This window comes from Benzoatithermus flavus, assembly GCF_037908215.1.
In the GTDB taxonomy this organism is placed as follows: domain Bacteria; phylum Pseudomonadota; class Alphaproteobacteria; order Geminicoccales; family Geminicoccaceae; genus Benzoatithermus; species Benzoatithermus flavus.
This window is the reverse complement of sequence record NZ_JBBLZC010000010.1, coordinates 152,375-171,795: the sequence shown is the minus strand read 5'-3', so window position 1 is coordinate 171,795 and position 19,421 is coordinate 152,375. Positions and strand designations below refer to the sequence as shown.

17 protein-coding genes are annotated in these 19,421 nt (G+C 71.5%); 8 read left to right on the top strand and 9 right to left on the bottom strand.

Annotation, left to right across the window (positions count from 1 at the left end; all coding sequences use genetic code 11):
- The coding region (locus U1T56_RS12165; RefSeq protein WP_418159738.1) for a hypothetical protein at nt 1-496 on the bottom strand (496 nt) is incomplete at its 3' end.
- 265 nt (nt 497-761) lie between these two features.
- On the opposite strand from U1T56_RS12165, the gene cas9 reads away from it, so the two are divergent.
- The 3 genes from cas9 to cas2 are packed head-to-tail and all read left to right on the top strand — an operon-like array spanning nt 762 to nt 5,117.
- Nucleotides 762-3,908: a type II CRISPR RNA-guided endonuclease Cas9 gene (gene cas9, locus U1T56_RS12160; RefSeq protein WP_418159737.1), complete on the top strand. Its 3,147-nt coding sequence runs from the start codon at nt 762-764 to the stop codon at nt 3,906-3,908.
- The gene (cas1, locus tag U1T56_RS12155) at nt 3,884-4,780 is read left to right on the top strand and encodes a type II CRISPR-associated endonuclease Cas1 (protein ID WP_418159736.1); all 897 of its coding nucleotides are present in this window, start codon (nt 3,884-3,886) and stop codon (nt 4,778-4,780) included. Before cas9 ends, cas1 begins: the two co-directional genes overlap by 25 nt.
- Nucleotides 4,781-4,787: 7 nt before the next feature.
- Nucleotides 4,788-5,117, top strand: a complete 330-nt coding sequence (gene cas2, locus U1T56_RS12150) for a CRISPR-associated endonuclease Cas2 (protein WP_418159735.1) — start codon at nt 4,788-4,790, stop codon at nt 5,115-5,117.
- A gap of 702 nt (nt 5,118-5,819) precedes the next feature.
- On the opposite strand, the gene U1T56_RS12145 is transcribed toward cas2, so the two are convergent.
- Together U1T56_RS12145 and U1T56_RS12140 are read right to left on the bottom strand one after the other, a co-directional pair.
- Complete coding sequence (locus U1T56_RS12145; protein ID WP_418159734.1) at nt 5,820-6,692, bottom strand: class I SAM-dependent methyltransferase; 873 nt, start codon at nt 6,690-6,692, stop codon at nt 5,820-5,822.
- 5 nt (nt 6,693-6,697) lie between these two features.
- A complete protein-coding gene (locus tag U1T56_RS12140; RefSeq protein WP_418159733.1) occupies nt 6,698-7,477 on the bottom strand; it encodes a hypothetical protein in 780 nt (259 codons plus the stop codon).
- Nucleotides 7,478-7,567: 90 nt separating this feature from the next.
- Here U1T56_RS12140 and U1T56_RS12135 point away from each other — a divergent pair, with 90 nt between their 5' ends.
- The gene (locus U1T56_RS12135; protein ID WP_418159732.1) at nt 7,568-9,745 is read left to right on the top strand and encodes a glycosyltransferase; all 2,178 of its coding nucleotides are present in this window, start codon (nt 7,568-7,570) and stop codon (nt 9,743-9,745) included.
- 12 nt (nt 9,746-9,757) lie between these two features.
- Here U1T56_RS12135 and U1T56_RS12130 read toward each other — a convergent pair whose 3' ends face one another.
- Nucleotides 9,758-10,435 (bottom strand): hypothetical protein, encoded by a 678-nt coding sequence (locus tag U1T56_RS12130; protein WP_418159731.1) that lies wholly within the window; start codon nt 10,433-10,435, stop codon nt 9,758-9,760.
- 30 nt (nt 10,436-10,465) lie between these two features.
- Nucleotides 10,466-10,828, bottom strand: a complete 363-nt coding sequence (locus U1T56_RS12125; protein WP_418159730.1) for a hypothetical protein — start codon at nt 10,826-10,828, stop codon at nt 10,466-10,468.
- Between the two features lie 342 nt (nt 10,829-11,170).
- Here U1T56_RS12125 and U1T56_RS12120 point away from each other — a divergent pair, with 342 nt between their 5' ends.
- A complete protein-coding gene (locus tag U1T56_RS12120; protein ID WP_418159729.1) occupies nt 11,171-11,323 on the top strand; it encodes a hypothetical protein in 153 nt (50 codons plus the stop codon).
- Nucleotides 11,324-11,378: 55 nt separating this feature from the next.
- On the opposite strand, the gene U1T56_RS12115 is transcribed toward U1T56_RS12120, so the two are convergent.
- The 3 genes from U1T56_RS12115 to U1T56_RS12105 all read right to left on the bottom strand — a co-directional run bounded on the left by U1T56_RS12115 (nt 11,379) and on the right by U1T56_RS12105 (nt 15,354).
- Complete coding sequence (locus U1T56_RS12115; RefSeq protein WP_418159728.1) at nt 11,379-12,386, bottom strand: 2-oxoacid:ferredoxin oxidoreductase subunit beta; 1,008 nt, start codon at nt 12,384-12,386, stop codon at nt 11,379-11,381.
- Entirely contained in the window at nt 12,383-14,269 is a 1,887-nt protein-coding gene (locus U1T56_RS12110) for a 2-oxoacid:acceptor oxidoreductase subunit alpha (protein ID WP_418159727.1), read from the bottom strand. Before U1T56_RS12110 ends, U1T56_RS12115 begins: the two co-directional genes overlap by 4 nt.
- 104 nt (nt 14,270-14,373) lie before the next feature.
- Nucleotides 14,374-15,354: a S1C family serine protease gene (locus U1T56_RS12105; protein ID WP_418159726.1), complete on the bottom strand. Its 981-nt coding sequence runs from the start codon at nt 15,352-15,354 to the stop codon at nt 14,374-14,376.
- Between the two features lie 218 nt (nt 15,355-15,572).
- Here U1T56_RS12105 and U1T56_RS12100 point away from each other — a divergent pair, with 218 nt between their 5' ends.
- The 3 genes from U1T56_RS12100 (at nt 15,573) to U1T56_RS12090 (ending at nt 18,032) form a co-directional block, all read left to right on the top strand.
- Complete coding sequence (locus U1T56_RS12100) at nt 15,573-16,493, top strand: substrate-binding domain-containing protein (protein WP_418159725.1); 921 nt, start codon at nt 15,573-15,575, stop codon at nt 16,491-16,493.
- 177 nt (nt 16,494-16,670) lie between these two features.
- Nucleotides 16,671-17,054 (top strand): ABC transporter permease, encoded by a 384-nt coding sequence (locus U1T56_RS12095; protein ID WP_418159747.1) that lies wholly within the window; start codon nt 16,671-16,673, stop codon nt 17,052-17,054.
- A 99-nt stretch (nt 17,055-17,153) separates the two neighbouring features.
- On the top strand, nt 17,154-18,032 hold the full coding sequence (locus U1T56_RS12090; protein ID WP_418159724.1) for a transporter substrate-binding domain-containing protein: 879 nt from the start codon (nt 17,154-17,156) through the stop codon (nt 18,030-18,032).
- A 65-nt stretch (nt 18,033-18,097) separates the two neighbouring features.
- Here U1T56_RS12090 and U1T56_RS12085 read toward each other — a convergent pair whose 3' ends face one another.
- Nucleotides 18,098-19,396 carry a BON domain-containing protein gene (locus U1T56_RS12085; RefSeq protein WP_418159723.1) on the bottom strand — a complete coding sequence of 433 codons (1,299 nt, stop codon included), beginning with the start codon at nt 19,394-19,396 and terminating at the stop codon, nt 18,098-18,100.
- Between the last annotated feature and the right edge of the window lie 25 nt (nt 19,397-19,421).

Sequence of the window (19,421 nt, the reverse complement as noted above, 5' to 3'; positions counted from 1 at the left end):
CGAGCGAGGCGAGGATGGCGAGCCGGGCCGCCTCGCGCGCGGGGTCGGCCTCGACCGGCGGCAGGACCGCCGCGTCCGCGGCCGCCGCGTCCTCGGCCGCGTCCTCCTCCTCGTCCTCCTCCGGCTCCTTCTCGTCGTCCAGCGCCGCCACGGTCTCGGCCATGGCGGCGCGGGCGCGCGGGCTCGCCGGCGGGCCACCAGCGCGGAGTGCCGCCCGCTCGCGCAGGAGCAGGTTGACCGTGCTGACCTTGCCGTCGGCAAGGGCACTCTCGATGCCGAAGCGCAGCATTCCCTGGAGCCGCTCGTTCCACGCCTCCTCGGAGAGATGCAGGAGCCGCGCCTGCGCCACCCGCAGCCGGGCGAAGCCGACGTCCTCCAGGAGCCGCTCGAGCGCCTCGAGCTCGATCCCGGCCTCGGCGGCCGCAGATTCCAGATCGTCGCCGAGCGCCAACTGGCGCGCCGCGACCAGGCGCTGGCGCGGGGTGGGAAAGGGCATGTCACGCTCGGTCGACATGCCGCCAGCATAGCACCGGCGATATAGGAATTCAATCACAAAACTTCGAAGGGATCCCCGTCCGTCGGCGCACGCGCCGACGGACGGGTCAAGGCCACGGGAGAGCGATTCCTCCCGCGGCACCCCACGGGACATGGCGTCCCTTACCGTGGAATCGCCACGGCTTTCCCCTTGCTAAGCAACCCCAGTATGGCGACAAACGCAGAACATGACAATGCCGAGTTGATGTGCGGGGAGTGATGCAACGATGGCAAGGATACTGGGCCTCGACATCGGGATCGGCTCCTGCGGCTGGGCGCTCCTCGACACGGAGACGATCGACCCGGCTACCGGCGAGGTCGCAGCCGGCCCGAGCATCGTGGCGTGTGGTGCCCGCTGCTTCGACGTGCCCGAGGAGCCCAAGACCAAGGAGCTGAAGAACAAGGCCAGGCGGACGGCACGAGGACAGCGGCGGGTGACGCGGCGCCGCCGGCAGCGGCTCGCCGCCATCCGCCGGCTGCTGCAGGCCGAGGGACTGCCCCTGCCGGGTCCGATGCCGCCGAAGACACCGGCCGACCGGGTCTGGCGGCTGCGTGCGGAAGGGCTCGACCGCCTGCTTTCGGCGGAGGAATGGGCGCGCGTGCTGATCCACCTGGCCCGGCATCGCGGCTTCAAGTCGATGAGCAAGCGCGAGCGGCTGGACAACAAGAGCGATGCCGGCAAGGCGCTCCAGGGCATCGCCCAATTGCAGCAGGTCGCGGCAGGCTATCGCACCGTGGGGGAAGCGCTGGCGCTGGCGCCCGCTTTCGCGCTGCGCAAGCGCAATACCACCGGCGACTACAGCCATACCGTGCTGCGGCAGGACATCGAGGCGGAGGCGAGACGCCTGTTCGCGGCCCAGCGGGTCGAAGGCAATCCGCACGCGGCCGAGGCGCTGGAGCGGCGTTACACGGCGATCGCTTTCGGGCAGCGGCCGCTGCGGTCCAGCCTGGACGCGGTCGGTCCGTGCCGGTTCGAGCCGGCGGAGCGCCGGGCGGCGAAGCGCGCGCCTTCGTTCGAGCTGTTCCGCTTCCTGCAGACGATCAACCATCTCCGCCTGAGCGCACCCGGCGCTCCGGCCCGCCCGCTGAATTCGCACGAGCGTGCGGTCGCGCACGGCCTGTTCGCGACCAAACAGGAGCTGAAATACAAGCATCTCCGCAAGGCGCTCCGGCTGCCGGAGAAGGTGCGCTTCGACGGGCTCGCGGCGACGAAGGACCCGGAAGCCAAGCTGCTCGCGGACTTCACCGGCTCGGTCAAGCTGATGGGCGCCCTGGGCGAGGAGCGGTTCGCGGCTCTCCTGGAGAGCGAGCCGGAGAAGCTCGATGCCGCGATGGCGGCGATCGTGTTCCAGAGCACCGACGAGGAGGTCGCGGCGGTGCTGCGCAAGGCCGGACTCGGCGAGGACGACGTCACGGCGCTGATGGCGCGGATCGACGACTTCGCGGGGCCGAAGTTCAAAGGTGCGGGCCACATCAGCGCGCTCGCCTGCCGGCGGCTCCTGCCGCATCTGCGGGCGGGGGCGAACTACAGCGAAGCCTGCCGCCTCGCCGGCTACGATCACACCGCCTTGGGTGCCATCGATCTCGACCGGCTGCCGAACCCGGTGGTGCGCAAGGTGATCGGCGAGTGCCTGAAGCAGGTGCGCGTGCTGTTCCGGAAATACGGCCTGCCGGACCGGGTGCACGTCGAGATGGCGCGCGATCTCGGCAAGAGCCGGGAGGACCGGCTGGAGCTCTACCGCGCGGGCGAGGAGCGGGCGGCCGAGCGGGAGCGGCACCGCGGCGAGTTCCGCGACCTGCTCGGCCGGCTGCCGGACGACGAGGAGCTGCTGCGCTACGAGCTGTGGCAGGAGCAGAACCATCGCTGCCTCTACAGCGACGACTACATCTCGCCCGAGCAGCTCGTCGCCACCGACAATGCGGTGCAGGTCGACCACATCCTGCCCTACTCGCGCAGCGGCGACGACGGCTACCGCAACAAGGTGCTGGTGACGGCGCGCGCCAACCAGGAGAAGCGCGACCGCACGCCCTGGGAGGCGTTCGGCGAGAGCGACCCGGCATGGTGGCAGGCGTTCGAGATGCGGATCGGGCGGCTCGGGAGCCAGTTGCACCCCGAGAAGCGGCGCAAGCTGCTGCTCAAGTCGTTCGCGGAACGGGAGAACGCCTATCGGGCGCGGCACCTGCAGGACACGCGCTACGCCGTGCGCGTGTTCCGCCTGCTGCTCGAGAAGCACTGGCCGGATCTTCGCACCCGCGCCGGCGAGGAGCGGCGGATCTTCACCCAGCCGGGGGCATTGACCGCGCTGGTACGGCGCGGGCTCGGGCTCGACCAGGCCAAGCGGAGCGGTACCCTCGGCGACCGCGACCATGCGCTCGACGCCCTCGTGGTCGCCTGGACCGATTCCGGGGTGGTGCAGCGCCTCACCAACGAGGCCAAGCGGCTCGAGTGCCAAGCGCGTGCCCGGCTGGTGCCGGAACTCGTGGCCGACCCGGCCGAGAAGGAGCGCCTGCGCCGGGCGTTCCTCGCCGCAGCGGAAGCGGTGTTCGTCTCGCGGCCGGAGACCCGGCGCGGCCGCGGCCCGGCACATGGAGATACGCTCTACGCCTTCACCGCCAACGGCGACGGCAGCGTGACCCGCTTCCAGAAAATCCCGGTGGCGAAGTTGGAGAGGAAGCATCTCGACATGCTGAAGGACCCGGAGCGCGCCCGCGCCCTCAGGCAGGCCGCCGAGGTCTGGCTCGACGAGGCGGAGCGGCGCGGCTTCAAGCCGGGCAAGCTGGACAAGTACGTCGCTCTGCATCCGCTGCGGATGCCGACCCGCGACGGGCGGGAGGGGCCGGCGGTGCGGCACCTGACGGTGCAACTTCCCGAGCGGATCAAGGGCGGGATGACGGTGCGCCGGGGCGAGGCCGCGGCCCATGTCGACGTCGCCTCGATGGTGCGGGTGGACGTGTTCGCCAAGGACGGCAAGTTCTACCTGGTGCCGATCTATGCCTGGCAGATCGCCGACAGGGCGCGCTGGCCGAAGCCGCCGAACCGGGCGATCAAGGCGGGCGCCGCCGAGAAGGACTGGTACGAGATCGGTCCCGGCCATGCGTTCCGCTTCAGCCTGCATCCGGGCTCGTTCATCGAGGCCGAGCGCCGGGACCGGGACGGGCGGCTGGTCGAGCGGCACGCGGGCTACTTCCGCTCGGCCGATCGCACCAACGGGCGCATCAGCTATTCCCTCGCCCACGACCACGATTCGCGCTCGCAGGAGCGCTTCACCACGATGACCCTCAGCTCTTTCCGCAAGTTCCACGTCGACCGGCTCGGGAACCGGTTCGAGATCGTGCAGGAGCCGAGGCTATGGCATGGCGAGGTGTGCTCGTAAGCCGCCCGACGCGGCTGTCGCTCGACAACCGGTGCTGCCTCGCCGAGACCGAGGACGGCCCGATCCGGCTGGCGTTCGAGGATCTGAGCTGGGTGATCCTCGACACGCCGCAGGCGAGCCTGTCGGCGGCGGTGCTGGCGGCGTTCGCCGATGCCAACGTGCTGGTGCTGACCTGCGATGCGCGGCATCTGCCGAACGGGGCGCTGCTGCCGCTGCAGGGGCATTTCCGGCAGGTGGGCACGCTGCGCCGGCAGGTGGCGGCCAGCGACGCGCTCAAGCGGCGGCTGTGGCAACGGCTGATCGCGGCGAAGATCGCGAACCAGGGGACGGTGCTCGATCTGCTCGGCCGGCCGGGCGGCCGTGGCCTCGCCGCCATGGCGCGGCGCGTCGAGCCCGGCGATCCCGACAATCTCGAAGGCCGGGCAGCGCGGGAGTTCTTCTCGAAGCTGTTCGCGAACTTCCGGCGGCGACGGGACGGCGACGTGCGCAATGCGATGCTCAACTACGGCTATGCCGTGGTGCGGGCGGCGATCGCACGGGATCTCGCGGCGCAAGGGTTCCACCCGGCGCTCGGCCTTCACCACGATTCGGTCGAGAACGCGTTCAATCTCGCCGACGATCTGATCGAGCCGTTCCGGCCGCTGGTCGATCTCGCCGTGGTGCGGCGGCTCGAGGAGCGGGACGAGGGTGCCGGCGAGAGCCTCGCGGTCGAGGACCGGCGGGCGCTCGCGGCCGTGCTCTCGGCGAGCGTGCGCCTCGGCGAGGAGACGCTCGCCATGGTGCACGCCGGTGCCCGCGTGGTGGACGGGCTGCTCGCCGCGCTCACCGAAGGCCGGCCGGCGCTGCTGCCGGTGCCGGCACCGGCCGGGTGAGCCGTCCGTGCCCGCGGAGGCGGCGCGCTACATGTGGCTGTTCTGCTTCTTCGACCTGCCGGTGAAGACCAAGGCGCAGCGCAAGGCGGCGGCCCAGTTCCGCAAGCTGCTGCTCGGCGACGGGTTCAACATGCTGCAGCTCTCGGTCTATGTCCGGGTGTGTCGCGACCAGGACGGGGTGGAGAAGCACGTGGCGCGGATCTGCAAGCATCTGCCGAAGCAGGGCAGCGTGCGCACGCTCGCCGTGACCGAGCGGCAATATGCGCGGATGAGGACGCTGGTGGGCGAGAAGCAGGCGCACGAGAAGCCCGGCGGCGATCAGCTCCTGCTGCTCTGATCCCCTTGCGAGACGGTTTTTCGCCGTTCTCGCAAGGGGTTATGGAGAATCGAGCTTAGCAGGGGGAAAGCCGGAGGGAAACCACGGCTGACGGCTCAGGCGAGTTTGCGGGCGATCCAGCTTAGCAGGGGGAAAGCCGGAGGGAAACCACGGCTCGCCGTTTTGGCTTGGACGGGGAGGCTGGAGCTTAGCAGGGGGAAAGCCGGAGGGAAACCACGGCCGGCATGAGGAGCGCGAGATCCAAGATCTGAGCTTAGCAGGGGGAAAGCCGGAGGGAAACCACGGCCGCCCGCCGGGGATCGTGACCGCGTTCGGGAGCTTAGCAGGGGGAAAGCCGGAGGGAAACCACGGCGGGCGGCGCCGGGGCGCGCGGGTCCTTCCGAGCTTAGCAGGGGGAAAGCCGGAGGGAAACCACGGCCAGCGCATAAGCCGCGCGCACGCCGTCCACAGCTTAGCAGGGGGAAAGCCGGAGGGAAACCACGGCTGAAGACCGGCGATTGGAGCGACCTCGTCAAGCTTAGCAGGGGGAAAGCCGGAGGGAAACCACGGCTTGTTGGCGCTCTTCTTCTTGCCGGCACTGAGCTTAGCAGGGGGAAAGCCGGAGGGAAACCGCGGCAGCGCGCCGTTCCAGCACGTCTTGACGGGTAGCTTAGCAGGGGGAAAGCCGGAGGGAAACCACGGCCGCCGATGCCGACCTGCGGATCAGCCTCGGCCCGAGCGGGCGAGGCGGGCGTTCCGGTTGCGCTCGAGCCCGTGATGGATCGTCCGCTGCCAGGCCTCGGGCCGCAGATCGGGCGGGACCTCGATCGGCTCGGGAAAGTTCTCGCGCGCATGGAGCAGCGTGGCCGCGGCCCGCTCGCGCAAGGCAGCGCCCAGCCGGTCCTCGGCCGCCATCTCCTCCAGGGTCTTCTTGCGGGCGAAGCCCCATTTGCCGTTCTCGCTCCAGGACGCGACGTTGGGATGGGGGCGGACGACGAGGTCGATCACGTCGCGCACCTGGAGCGCCTCGATCTCGTCCGCGGCCAGCGTGATCTGGCCGGGAGCGACGCGGCGCGCGGTCGGGCTCGTACCGATCGACCAGTTGAGGTCGTCGAGGATCCACCAGCCGCCGGGCCGGAGCAGCTTCTCGCTCAGGAGAAAGGCGAGGCTGTCGGGCTCCCAGGTGTGGGCACCGTCGAGGAAGACGAGGTCGAAGACGGGCCGCGGCTCAAGGCGCAGGAAATCGCGCAGACGCCAGTTGTAGGTCGCGCGCTCGAAGAACGGGACGATGATGCTCTCGAAGCCGAGCTCGCGGCTGAAGTCGAGGATGCCCGGCCGGTAGGCGGCGACCTCGAGCCGGTCGATCGCGACCACCCGGCCGCCACCCAGGCTCGCCACCGCCGCGGCGGCGTAGCAGGCGCTGACGCCGTGGCAGACGCCGAGCTCGAGCACCCGGCGCAGCTCGTGCCGGCGGATGAACTCGTAGAGGATGCGGCCGTTGGCGAGGTCGGTGTAAGGATAGCCCTTCACGACCGCGTGCACCTCCTCGACGGTGGTGGCGGGCGGGCGGCGGGCGTGGATCGGGGGCTCGGTCAAGCGGCTCACCTCCCGGTCGGCGCGCGGCGCGCGCCGGCGTCGGTCGCAGCGGAGCGGAGCAGGGCGCGGGCCTCTTCGGCGAGATGCGGGCTGTCGGCGATGGCGGCGAGCCACTGCCGGGCCTCCCTGCCGAAGGCCACCACCCGCAGCGGCTGCCATTTCCGGCACAGGATGCCGAAGCGGCGGATGCGGTAGAGCTCCCAGTCGCGGCCGTCGGGATCTCTCGGCTGCGGCAGGTGCTCGAAGAAGGCCCCCCGGCGGCGGAAGGGCGCGAACGCGGTCCGGTCGGTGACGAAGACGGGGACGAGGCCGGGAAAAGGCGGGGCGGCCGCGAGCCGGTCCGCGAGCGCGGCCTGCTCCTCCTCGCTCAGGCCGAGGAGGAGGGCCAGCACCGTGCGGCCGGCACCGGTCAGGAGCGAGGGGGCGGGCGGGGCGGCGGGCTCGGCCGCTTTCGGCCCGAGGCGGGCGAGCAGGGTTCGGATCGGGACCAGGCCGCGCGCGAGGCGGCGCCCGAACCGCGCGGTCGCGTGGCGGGCGATCTCGTCGAGCCGGCGCTCCTGCCGGTGCCGGCCGGCCGCGAGCTCCTCGAGCCTGCGGCGCAGGCCATCCAGCGCCTGGCCGAGCGCGCGCGTCTCGGGCGGCGGGGCCGCGAGCTTCTGTTCGAGGCCGGCGAGTGCCGTGCGCAGGCCGGCGAGTTCCGTCAGGATCCGCTCGTCCCGAATGCCGGGAGCGGCGGGGCGGATCGGCAGCGGCCGTGCGCGTCCGGAACGGATCTGGCGCGCCATTTTCCACCTTGTCGTCTCTGCGGCTGCCTCTATTAGCGGAGCGCGCAGCCGGCCGCCAGCGCGGGCGTTCCGGCCGGAGCCACGCCCCGCATGAGCCGCAGCCACGACATCCTCGTCCTCGCCGATCTCCGCTTTCCCGGCGGGACCTCGACGGCGATCGCGGCCGAGATCGAGGCGCAGGCCCGCGCGGGCCACCGCACGGGCCTCGTCGCGCTGAAGGCGCCGGTCTTACGCTTTCCGCATCCGATCCATCCCGAGATCAAGGCGCAGATCGCGGCCGGGCGGGCGGAGCTCCTCGATCCCGAAACACCGGTGAGTGCGGGGCTCGTGCTGATCCACCACCCGCAGGTGCTCACCCATCTGCCGCGCGTCCCGCTCGGGATCGCCGCGGAGCACGCGCTGCTCGTCGCCCACCACCCGCCGTTCGATGCCGAAGGCAGTCCGTTCTACGACTGGCGGCGGATCGACCGGAACGCGGCCGCCCTGTTCGGCCGGCGCGTGCCGTGGGCGCCGGTGGGGCCGGCCGTGCGGCGCCAGCTCGCAGCCCTGCCGGACGGGCCGGCGCTGTGGGCGGCGGACTGGCACAACGTGCTCGATCCGGACGCGTGGCGGGTGGCGCGCGGGCCGGCACCACGGACGGTGCCGGTGATCGGGCGCCACAGCCGGCCCGATCTCCTGAAGTGGCCGGCGACCCGCGAGGAGGCGCTGCGGATCTACTCGGCAGCACCCGGCGCCGTCGCGGTGCGGATCCTGGGCGGCGACGCCGCGGTGGCAGCCTTCCTCGAGCCGCTGCCGGCTCATTGGGAGCTGCTGCCGTTCGGCAGCGTGCCGCCGCGAGCGTTCCTCGCGAGCCTCGACACGTACGTCTACTTCCATCATCCGCGCTGGGTCGAGGCGTTCGGGCGGACGGTGCTCGAGGCGATGGCCGCGGGTCTGCCGGTGGTCCTGCCGGCCTCGTTCCGGGAGCTGTTCGGGGCGGCGGCGCTCTATGCCGAGCCGGCCGAGGTCCAGGCGGTGCTGCGGGCACTCCATGCCGATCCCGCGGCCTGGCGCGCCGCGGGCGAGCGCGCCCGGACCGCCGTGGCGGAGCGCTTCTCGCTCGCCCGACACGCGCAGCGGGTCGCGGACGTGATCGGCAGGCCCACGGCGGGCGGGCCGCCGCGTCCCCGGCGGCCGCGGACGGTCCTGTTCTTCACCTCGAACGGGATCGGGCTCGGCCACGTCACGCGAGCGCTCGCGATCGCGAAGCGCTGCGGCCCCGGCATCGAGCCGGTCTTCGTCACCCTTTCGCAAGGGGCACGGCTGATCGAGGAAGCCGGGTTCGCGGTCCAGTACCTGCCGTTCCACGCCTATCTCGGCGCCGACGTCAACCGCTGGAACCAGCACCTCGCGGCCGAGCTCGGCGAGGCGATCCGGTTCTACGATCCCTCGGTCGTCCTGTTCGACGGCAACACGCCTTACGCGGGGTTCGTGCAGGCACTTCAGAAGGCGGAGCGCGCCTGGGCGGTCTGGGTGCGCCGCGGCTTCTGGCGGCCGGGCAGCGGAGCGGCGGCGCTCGAGCGGGAAGGAGCGTTCGATGCGGTGATCGAGCCCGAGGATCTGGCCGAGATCCTGGACGAGGGGCCGACCACGCAGCAGCGCGGCCGGACCCGGCGCGTGGCGCCGATCCGGCTGGTCGACGGGGCGGAGCTCCTGCCGCGCGAGGCGGCGCGGCGGGCGCTGGATCTGCCGGGAGCGGGTACGTGCGTCCTCCTCCAGCTCGGCGCCGGCAACAATTACGACTTCGCGGGTCTGCAGGAGCGCGCGATCGCGCTTCTCTCGAGGGTTCCGGGTCTGACGCTCGCCGCCCTTGAATCGCCGATCGCCCTCGAGCCGCCTTCGGACGGGAACGGGGTGCGCCGGCTTCGCCTGTTTCCGGCCGGCCGCTATGTCCGGGCGTTCGATTTCGTCGTCAGCGCCGTGGGCTACAACTCCTATCACGAGCTCCTGCTCTCGGGCACGCCCGCGCTGTTCGTCCCGAACGAGCATCCGATGATGGACGACCAGCGCGCCCGTGCCGAGCACGCCGAGCGGATGGGCTGGTCGCTCGCGCTCCGCACGGACGACATCTACCGGCTGGGGGCGAAGCTCGACCGGCTGCTCGATCCGGGCGAGCGGGAGGCCATGCGGCGGCGCATGGCGCTCCTGCCGCAGCGCAACGGCGCCGAGGAGGCGGCCGAGATCGTGCGCGAGATGGCGCTCACCGTGCGTGCCGACCGGGCAGGCTGAGGCCGCGGCCGGTCAGGGTGCGGCGTCGCTCTTCCTGAACGGCTCGAACACGACGCTTTCGAGCCGGCCGTTGCCGACGCAGATCGTGCCCTTCGCGAACCGGCCGCTCCCGGCCGAGGTGAAGCTGATGGTCTCGCGATTCACCAGCTCGTCCGGCTTGCCGCCCTTGCGCAGGCGGTGAATGGACTTGGTCGCGACGTAGATGGCGTCGCTGTAGATTTTCGCTCCCTTGCCGCGGGGCTCGACCCGCGCCACGAGCCGCGCGTCGAGGCGGAGCGTGCGGAGCAGGCCATAGCGCCGTCCTTTCGGCCACTTGCCGGTGCGCACCTCGGCCTTGTTGGCGCCATAGGTCCTGGGCGGCTCGGCGGGGCGGCCGTCGACGAGCAGGGTCACGACGCCGCAGTCGAGGAAGGGCCTGGGATCGCCGCTGTAGCGGGCGACGACGAGGCGCTGCTGCGGATCGACGCTCTCGATCCTGAAGCCCTGCTCCTCGAGCGAGGTCCAGATCGTCTGGAGCACGGCGTCGGGCGCCTCGTTCACGAAGCGCGAGCGCTGGCCCTTGGGTGCCCGCTCGGGTGGGGCGTAGGCGAAGCTCTCCTTGGCGGCCCACCCGGCGGATGGTGCGACGAGGAGCGCCGTGGCGAGGGCGAGGCCCGCCGCTGCCGCCTTGACGCTCGAGGACGTGAGCATGGGCTCGGTTCTCCCTGCCATCCTGGCCGCTCAGTAGAGCGAGAGCGCTGCGGTCTCGATCGTGTGGCGGCGCCCCTTGGCGCCGGGGCGCGCAGGCGGGTCGACGTCGACGAGCGCTTTCACCGGCCGGCCCTTGAGCGAGTGCTCGACCAGGAGCCGGAAGGCCTCCTCGGCATATTGCCCGGTGGGGAACAGCTCGAGATAGCGCTCATAACCCGCGACCGTCCGCTTCTTCCGCGCCTCGGCCCAGACCTTCTGCTCGGCGGCGCTCGCTCCCGTCTCGGTTCCGGCGGGTGCCTGGGCGTGGCCCGGAAGCGGCGGGGCACTGCCCGCGGCGGCGGCGAGCAGCAACGCGCGAAGACGCTCGAGAGCGGCCTTCAAGGCCGGACGCATGGGCGAAGCTCCATCCTGTGAGCCGCCGGCACGGCCGATCTTCTTGGCGTTTCTTGCCGGCGTCGACCCGGAGGCTCGGCAGGTAGTTCCACACTCGGCGGGCGGACGCAAGGCCGGCGGCAGGAAACGGCACCCTGTCGTAGGCGCTTCACGCGCGGTCGGTCGTGTGGGGGAAGGGGGCGGGAATGCCGACGGGCGGCGGGCTTCCGGGCGGGCACCGCCTGCCGGCGCGGAGTCCGACGTCATAGGCCGCCTCTATGGAGATGGCAGCCGGCCGGCATTTCACGCTGCCCTCGCCACGATGCAGAAGGGCAGCATGGAGCACGAAGGTGGAGAGCAACCATGAAGCCGATCTGGATCGTGTGCTGGCGCGGGCTCGACGAGGTCCGCATGAGCCGCGAGGACGCGCTCGACCGGCTGGAGCAGCTCGATGCGCTCGGCATCGAGGCCGAGCTGTTCGAGGTCAGGGACGGGCGGCGGCGGAAGCTGTGCTGAGCCGCCGGCCGTCGGAGGAGAACGGACGATGGACGGGGCCGTGGCCCTCGCGCCGTCAGCCCGGCACCACCCAGGTGGGTGCCTGCCGCAGGAGCGCGCCGAGGTCGGTGCGCCTCCCGGCCGGCGCTTGCTGCGCGCGCCGCATCTCGTAGCTCGGGGCCGGGTCGTCGTAGAGGATGCCGACCGCGACCGGCATCGGTGGCTCGAGGGCGGCCAGCATCTGCGCCAGGACCGGGTCGGTCTGGTCGTGGCGCAGCACGCCCGCGGCATCGGGGCCGTCCGCGCCGATCGGGACGATCTCGAGCCCGAGGCCATCCACGCGCAGGCGCAGGCCCTTGTCCTTCGCCTTGCCGAAGACGAGCGGCTCGCCGTGGGCGAGGCGGATCTGCGCTTCGGCCTCGACCTCCTTGCCGGCGACGTCGTCGAAGGCGCCGTCGTTGTAGACGATGCAATTCTGCAGGATCTCGACCAGCGCAGCACCACGGTGCAGCTTCGCCCGCTCGAGGATCTCGGGCAGGAGCTTCTGCTGGGTGTCGACGGCGCGGGCGACGAACCGGGCACCCGCACCCAGCGCCAGCCGGCAGGCCGAGAGCGGGCCGTCGATCGAGCCCGCAGGCGTGCTGGACGTGCGCGTGCCGAGCCGGGTCGTGGGCGAGCACTGGCCCTTGGTGAGGCCGTAGATCTCGTTGTTGAACAGGAGGATCTGAAGGTCGACGTTGCGGCGGAGCGCATGGATCAAGTGGTTGCCGCCGATCGAGAGCATGTCGCCGTCGCCGCCTATCACCCAGACGTCGAGCGCGGGATTCGCGAGCTTGATGCCGGTCGCGATCGCGGGGGCGCGACCGTGGATGCCGTGGAAGCCGTAGGTGCGGACATAATAGGGAAAGCGCGCGGCGCAGCCGATGCCGGAGACGAAGACCGTGCGCGCGGGATCGGCGCCGAGATTGGAAAGCGCCTTCTGGACGGCCCGCAGGATGGCGTAGTCGCCGCAGCCGGGGCACCAGCGGACCTCCTGGTCGCTGGCATAGTCCTTGGGCTCGAGGCGGCAGGTGGGGGCGTTCATGCGCGGTCTGCCTCCAGCTCGGCCGCGATCGCGGCTTCGAGCTCGGCGATGGTGAAGGGCTTGCCGGTGACCTTGGAGAGGCCCTTGGCCGGGACCAGGTACTCGCTCCGGAGCAAGGTCACGAGCTGGCCCTTGTTCATCTCGGGCACCACGATCCGGCCGAAGCTTTGCAGCAGATCGCCGAGGTTTCGCGGCAGGGGCCAGAGATGGCGGAGATGGACGTGCGCGACGTCGTGCCCGCGGGCACGGGCGTTCAGGACCGCGCGCGCGATCGGCCCGTAGGTGCTGCCCCAGCCGACGACGGCGAGAGCCGCACCCGGCGCTCCCTGCTCGCAGCCCTGCAAGGGGATGGCGTCCGCGACCTTCAGGACCTTCTCCCAGCGCGCATCAGTCATGCGCTGGTGGTTGACGGGATCGTAGGAGATGTTGCCGCTCGCGTAGTCCTTCTCGATGCCGCCGATCCGGTGCTCGAGGCCGGGGGTGCCGGGCTTGACCCAGGGCCGCACCAGCCGCTCGTCGCGCAAGTAGGGGTGGAAGCCCTCGGGGTCGGTGCGAAAGCGTGCCGGGAAGGGCGGGGTCGCCTCGAGGTCGGGAATCAGCCAGGGCTCGGACGCGTTGGCGAGGAAGCCGTCGGTGAGCAGCATCACCGGGGTCATGTGGTGCACGGCGAGGCGCACGGCCTCGCGGGCCATCGCGAAGCAGTCGGACGGTGTCGCCGCCGCCAGCACCACGATCGGGCAGTCGCCGTTGCGGCCGAACACGGCCTGGTAGAGGTCGGACTGCTCGGTCTTGGTGGGCAGGCCCGTCGAGGGGCCGCCGCGCTGGGCATCGACGATCACGAGCGGCAGCTCGGTCGCGACCGCGAGGCCGATCGCCTCGGTCTTGAGGGCGATGCCGGGGCCGGAGCTCGCGGTGACGCCGAGGCTGCCGGCATAAGAGGCGCCGATGGCGGCGCACACGGCCGCGATCTCGTCCTCGGCCTGGAAGGTGGTGACGCCGAAGGTGCGGAGCTTCGCGAGATGGTGCAGGAGGGCCGAGGCCGGGGTAATGGGATAGGAGCAGAAGACCATCTCGAGCCCGGCCTTCCTCGCCCCGTCGAGGAGGCCGAAGGCGAGCGCCTCGTGGCCGGTGACGGTGCGGTAGATGCCGGGCACCATCGGCGCGGGCTCGACGTGGAAGGCCGGGAGCTGCGGGATCTCGGCCGTCTCGCCGAGCGCATGGCCGGCATCGAGTGCTGCGATGTTGGCGGCGGCGAGCTCGGGCCGGTCCGCGAAGCGCTGCTCGAGCCAGCGGACGGTGGGTGCCCGGTCGCGCTCGAACATCCAGTAGACGAGGCCGAGCGCGTAGAAGTTCTTGCAGCGGAGCTGCTCGCGGACGGAGAGGCCGGTGTGCTTGGTGGCGGCACGCGTGCCGGCCGTGATGTCGACCGGGACGACGCGGTAGGGATCGAGGGTACCGTCGAAGCGCGGGTCCGCGGCGAGGCCCGCCTTCTTCAGGCTGCGCTCGTCGAAGCTGCCCGCGTCGAGAATGACGATGCCGCCGGGCTTCAGGTCCTCGAGGCTCACCTTGAGGGCGGCCGGGTTCAGCGCCACCAGCACGTCGGGATGGTCGCCGATCGTCCAGATGCGGCGCGCGCCGAAATGGATCTGGAAGGCCGAGACGCCGAAGGTGGTGCCCACGGGGGCGCGGATCTCGGCCGGGAAGTCGGGGAAGGTCTCGAGGCTGTTGCCGGCCAGGGCCGTCGCTTGCGTGAACTGCGCGCCGGTGAGCTGGATGCCGTCGCCGCTGTCGCCCGCGAAGCGGACCACCGCCGAGTCCAGCTCTAGGCGGCCGGCCGTCGCCACCCTGTTCCGCTCGCCCGCGATCGTCGCCGCTGCCGCCATCGCTCCTGCCCTTCGCCCGCCGGGTCCCGTCGTCACGGCGGCGGAGCCTGCCGCCGGATCGGACACGGTTCATTGATCCAGATCATGTGGGGAGCGGGACGGGGTCAGTGCAGCGAGGGACGCTTCAGAAAGTCGCGGCGGCTCGCGGTGCGGCACTCGAACTGCTGGCGGCGGCCGTCGCGCAGGACCGTGAGGCTCACCACCGCACCGGGCGCGCCGTGTGCCCAGAGCCGGCGCCAGAGGTCGGCCAGATCCTCGATCTCGTAGCCGTCGACCTCGATGACGACGTCGCCCTCGGCGAGGCCGGCGTCGGCAGCGGGCCCGCCTGGGGCGAGGCCGGTGACGACGACACCTTCGGCGGTGTCGCTCGCGAACAGGCCGAGCCAGGGCCGGGGCGGCCGGTTCACCCGGCCGTAGCGCAGAAGGTCGTCCAGGATCGGGGCGAGGAGATCGATCGGCACCGCCATGTTGCCGATCACGTTCCGGCTGTCGCGGATCGCCTCCTGCACGAGCAGGGAGCCGATGCCGATCAGGCTGCCATCGGGGCCGATGCAGGCGGCCCCGCCCCAGTGCGGGTGGGCCGGGGCGGTGAACAGCGCGTTCTCGAGGTAATATTCCCAATAGCCCGCGAACGGTCGCTTGGCGACGATCCGGGCAGCGAGCGCGTCGCGGACACCTCTGCCGCCCGCCACCACCACGGGCTGGCCGATGTCGAGGATCTCGCTGCTGCCGAGCGGCAGCGGTGGCGCGCCCAGGCGGGCGAGGGCCTGGACGAGGCCCAAGCCCGTCGCGTGGTCGTGAGCGACGGCATAAGCGGGTGCGGCGGTGCCGCTCGCGGTCGTGAGCCAGATCTGCTCGGCCTCGGCGATGACGTAGCCGATGGTGAGGACGAGGCCGTTGTGGTCGATCATCACCCCGTTACCGCGGCGCTCGGTGCCGAGCGACGCGGCGGTGAAGGCGTCGCTCGGGATCTGCGTGCGCACGGTGACGACCGAGGCGAGCGCCGCGTCGAGATCGTACGCGAGCTCGGCGGGATCGGGACGCGCCACAGGCGGTATGTCGTCGTTGTCCTCGTCCGCCTGCATCAGCCTCCTCCAGTATCTTCTGTGCCGGGCCGGGCTATTCACCTAGAATCCTTTCCGAAGCCGTCGAGGTCAACCGAGGATCGCGGCCGATGCGCCGGGCGGTGCTGCAGCGTCGCCCGTGCCGTGCGAGGATGCCTCGAGCCCTTGCCCGGTTCCTTCGGACAGGCTACCGCCCGTAGGGTGGGCGATGCAACGCGGATGGTGGTGGACGAGGACGCATGGGCGAGCAGCAGCCCTACCTGACGGTCCAGGAGGTGGCTCGACTGCTTCGGCTGAAGGAGCGACGGGTCTACGCGCTGGCCCGTTCCGGTGTTCTGCCCGGCCGGCGCGTGACCGGCCGGCTCCTGTTCCGGCGGGCGGAGATCGAGGCCTGGCTGGCCGGTGCTGCTGCGGGCGTGCCCGCGGCCGGGATGGGCACGCCGCCGGCCGTGCTCGTGGGCAGCCACGATCCGCTGCTCGAATGGGCCTTGCGCGAATCGGGCAGCGGGATCGCGAGCTTTCTCGACGGCAGCCTGGACGGCCTCGCCCGGCTCGCGCGCGGCGAGGCGATCGCCGCCGGGCTGCACCTGCCGGGAGCGCTGGACGAGGGGGAGTGGAACCGGTCCCAGGTCGAGGAGTGCCTGGCCGGGCGGCCAGTGGTCCTGCTGGAGTGGGCATGGCGTGAGCGCGGGCTCGTCGTGGCGGCCGGCAATCCTCTGGGAATCGACGGGCTCGAGGGCTTCCTGCGCCATCGGCTGGTGGTGCGCCAGCCCGAGGCGGGCAGCCAGCTTCTCCTCGAGCTGCTCCTGCGGCGGGCCGGCCTGCCGCGGGAGCCCTTGCAGCGCGCCGTCGCGGTCGCGCGCAGCGAGAGCGATGCCGCGCTCGCCGTCGCCGACGGCAAGGCCGATGCGGCGTTCGGCCTGTTCTGCATGGCTCGCCAGTTCCGGCTCGGCTTCGTCGGCCTCGCACGCGAGCGCTTCGATCTCGTCGTCGACCGCCACGCCTATTTCGAGCCGCCGTTCCAGCGCTTCCTCGCCTTCTGCCGCAGCCCAGCGTTCGCTTCACGGGCCGGAGAACTCGGCGGCTACGACCTGTCGGGGCTGCTCACGGTCCACTATAACGCTCCTCGGGATCCGGCTGCGGGATTGTCTCCGTCTTGAAGCGTCTTCTTCCGTGCGCGTTCGCGGTCCTGCTCCTGGCCGGAATGGCGATCGGCGCCACGGTCGCGGAGGGTCTGAAGGAGCTCCTGCGAGCGCGACGCCGGGTGCGGGACGGCGCACCCGACGGCTTCGACGTCCGCAACGAGTTCGTCCGCGCGCACGGCGACCCGGAGCACGCTGGGAATCCTCCTGGGTGCGACGGCGGCGATCTCGCTTCCCGTGGGCGGCATCGGCATCATGAACATCATGCTGGTATCGGTGACCGAGCGCACCCGCGAGATCGGGCCCAGGATGGCGATGGGCGCGCGCCGGCGGGACATCCTGCGCCAGTTCCTGATCGAGGCGGTCAGCCCGTGCCTCGCGGGCGGCCTCGTCGGGGTCGTCCCGGGCGGGACGATCGGTCTCGGCCTCGCCCGGTTCGGGATCCGGCCCGCCCGCCTCGATCCCGGCATGGCGGTGCTGGCGCTCCTCGTCCCGGCTCTGGTCGGGATCTTCTTCGGCTGCTGGCCGGTGCGGCGGACGGCGGAACTCAACCCGATTGAAGCGCTACGTCATGAATAGACGCCAGGCGATTGCAAGATCACGATCTTTCCGGCATAGGATGATCGGCATCAACTTTCTGCGACGGTTCATTCACTCTTGCCCTGGGACCTCGAAGCCATGATGCGATCCCCGTTCGATGCCGACAAGGTCGGCCCGAGCCGCCTTCGTCGGCGGATGGCGCTCGCCGTGCTGGCGGGCGCGGCTGTCCTCGTCGCCGGTGCGGCCGAGGCGGCGCAGAAGGCGGCTGTCGCCAAGCAGCCTGCGGCGCAGGGCGAGGGGCTCAAGGTCGCGGTCGAGGGCGAGTACCCGCCGTTCAACGAGACCGGGCCGGACGGCCGCCTCAAGGGCTTCGACGTCGACATCGCCCAAGCGCTCTGCGCGCACATCGGAGCACGGTGCGAGCTCGTGAAGCAGCAGTGGGACCGGATGATCCCGGATCTCGCCGCGGGCAAGTACGACATGATCGTGAGCTCGATGTCGATCACCGACACGCGCCGCGCCACGATGGACTTCACCGACGCCTATTATCACACGCCGGCCAAGTTCGTGGGCCGCAAAGGGGCGTTCGCCGGGCTCACGGCCGACGGTCTCGCCGGCAAACGGATCGGCGTGCAGCGGGCGACGATCCACGACAGCTATCTCACCGACACCTATGGCGGTCGGGCGGAGATCACGCGTTACGACACGCTGGAGAAGGCGCAGGCCGATCTCGTCGCCGGCAAGCTCGACCTCCTGTTCGCCGACGCGATCGCGCTCAACGACGGTTTCCTCAAGACGGCGAAGGGCAAGAGCTTCGAGTTCGCGGGCCCCGACGTGCGCGACCCGCGCTGGTTCGGCGAGGGTATCGGCATCGCCGTGAGGAAGGGCAACACGGGCCTGCGCGACCGGCTCAACCAGGCGCTCGCCGCGATCCGCGCCGACGGCACCTTCGAGCGCATCGAGAAGAAATACTTCCCGTTCGACATCGGCGACGTCAAGCGCACGGCGATGCCCTGAACGTGGCGGCGCCCCGGAGGGGCTCCGGGGCGCCTGCCGTTTACGTCAAGGTAAGGACGGCCCGGCTAGCTTCGATCCGTCGACGTGCCGGTGAGGCTCGTCGTGCCGGTGGTGCCGCCCTGGCTCGAACCGGCGCCGACCCCGGCCGTGCCGGTGGTCGAGCCGCTCATGGTGCCGGACGTGCTCGACGTCGTGCCGGTGCTGCCCGTTCCCGCCGAGCCGTGCTGGCCGGTGGTCGAGGAAGTCGAGCTGCCCTGCCGGCTGCCGGTCCAGGACGAGCTGCCGGTCTGGCTGCCCTGCCAGGACTGCGGCCGGACGCGCAGATTGTTCTGCACGTACGTCACGCCCGAGACGTTCTCGGCGATGTCCTCGGCCCGGCGCCTGGCCTCGCGGCTGTCGACCGTGCCCGAGAGCGTCACCTCGCCGTTGCTGACGCTCACGTCGATGTCGGAGGCGTCGACCCAGGGATCGTCGGCGAGACGGTCGTTGACGTCCTCGCGGATCCGGTCGTCCGAGCGGCGATAGCCTTTGGGGCCGCGGCCGCGATAGTCCTGCTCGCGGCGACGCTCGGCGTCGCGGTCGCCGAACCAGGATGCGACCTCGTCGGAAGCGCGCTCCCAGAAGCCGCGCTCCCGGCCGCGGCCTTCGCGGGTGCCGTAGCCCTCGCGGCCATAATCGCCGCCGCCCCAGCCACCGCCGCCGTACGTGCCGGCCCCACCGCGGCCATAATCGCCGCCATAGCCGAAGCCGCGGCCCTCGTTGCCGACATAGCTGCGGCCGGCGGCCTCCCGGCCGTAGCCGTAATCGCCGCCACGGCCGCCGGCACCGTAGCGCCACTCGTCGCGGCCGTAGCCCTCCGAGCGTTGCCGCCAATCCTCGCCGCCACCCCGGCCGCCGCCGGCGCGCCGCCATTCGTCGCGCTCGTAGTCGGAGCCGGTGTAGCCGCCACGGCTGCCGCCCCACTCGCGGCCGTAACCGCTGCCGTAGCCGCTGGAGCCGTAGTCCTCGCGGCTGTAGGTACGAGCACCCTCGCGGCCGTAGCCGCGGCCTTCGTGGCCCTCGCCCCACATGCCCTCGCGCTCGCGGCTCCCCTCGCCGCCACGGCCATAGTCGCGACCGTAGTCGCCGCCGTAGATGTCGGACGAGCCCTCCCGGCCGTAGCTCGTACGGCCTTCGCTGCCCTGGCGGCGATAGCTCTCGTCGGTCCAGCCGGCACCGCCGCTGTAGCCGCCGCCACCGTGCTCGCTGCCGTAGCCGCGCTGGCCGCCGCGCCAGTCGCCGCCTCTGCCTTCGCGCCAGTCGCGTCCCTCGCCGGAACGTCCCCAGCGCTCGCGATCCTCTCGCCAGCGACTCTCGTCTGCCATGGTGGATTCCTTTCCGTTGGCCCGA

Coding starts and splice junctions, on each gene's coding strand:
- cas9 (WP_418159737.1), top strand. CDS start 762: ATGGCAAGGATACTGGGCCTCGACATCGGGATCGGCTCCTGCGGCTGG.
- cas1 (WP_418159736.1), top strand. CDS start 3,884: ATGGCATGGCGAGGTGTGCTCGTAAGCCGCCCGACGCGGCTGTCGCTC.
- U1T56_RS12140 (WP_418159733.1), bottom strand. CDS start 7,477: ATGGCGCGCCAGATCCGTTCCGGACGCGCACGGCCGCTGCCGATCCGC.
- U1T56_RS12135 (WP_418159732.1), top strand. CDS start 7,568: ATGAGCCGCAGCCACGACATCCTCGTCCTCGCCGATCTCCGCTTTCCC.
- U1T56_RS12130 (WP_418159731.1), bottom strand. CDS start 10,435: ATGCTCACGTCCTCGAGCGTCAAGGCGGCAGCGGCGGGCCTCGCCCTC.
- U1T56_RS12125 (WP_418159730.1), bottom strand. CDS start 10,828: ATGCGTCCGGCCTTGAAGGCCGCTCTCGAGCGTCTTCGCGCGTTGCTG.
- U1T56_RS12120 (WP_418159729.1), top strand. CDS start 11,171: ATGAAGCCGATCTGGATCGTGTGCTGGCGCGGGCTCGACGAGGTCCGC.
- U1T56_RS12115 (WP_418159728.1), bottom strand. CDS start 12,386: ATGAACGCCCCCACCTGCCGCCTCGAGCCCAAGGACTATGCCAGCGAC.
- U1T56_RS12110 (WP_418159727.1), bottom strand. CDS start 14,269: ATGGCGGCAGCGGCGACGATCGCGGGCGAGCGGAACAGGGTGGCGACG.
- U1T56_RS12105 (WP_418159726.1), bottom strand. CDS start 15,354: ATGCAGGCGGACGAGGACAACGACGACATACCGCCTGTGGCGCGTCCC.
- U1T56_RS12100 (WP_418159725.1), top strand. CDS start 15,573: ATGGGCGAGCAGCAGCCCTACCTGACGGTCCAGGAGGTGGCTCGACTG.
- U1T56_RS12090 (WP_418159724.1), top strand. CDS start 17,154: ATGATGCGATCCCCGTTCGATGCCGACAAGGTCGGCCCGAGCCGCCTT.
- U1T56_RS12085 (WP_418159723.1), bottom strand. CDS start 19,396: ATGGCAGACGAGAGTCGCTGGCGAGAGGATCGCGAGCGCTGGGGACGT.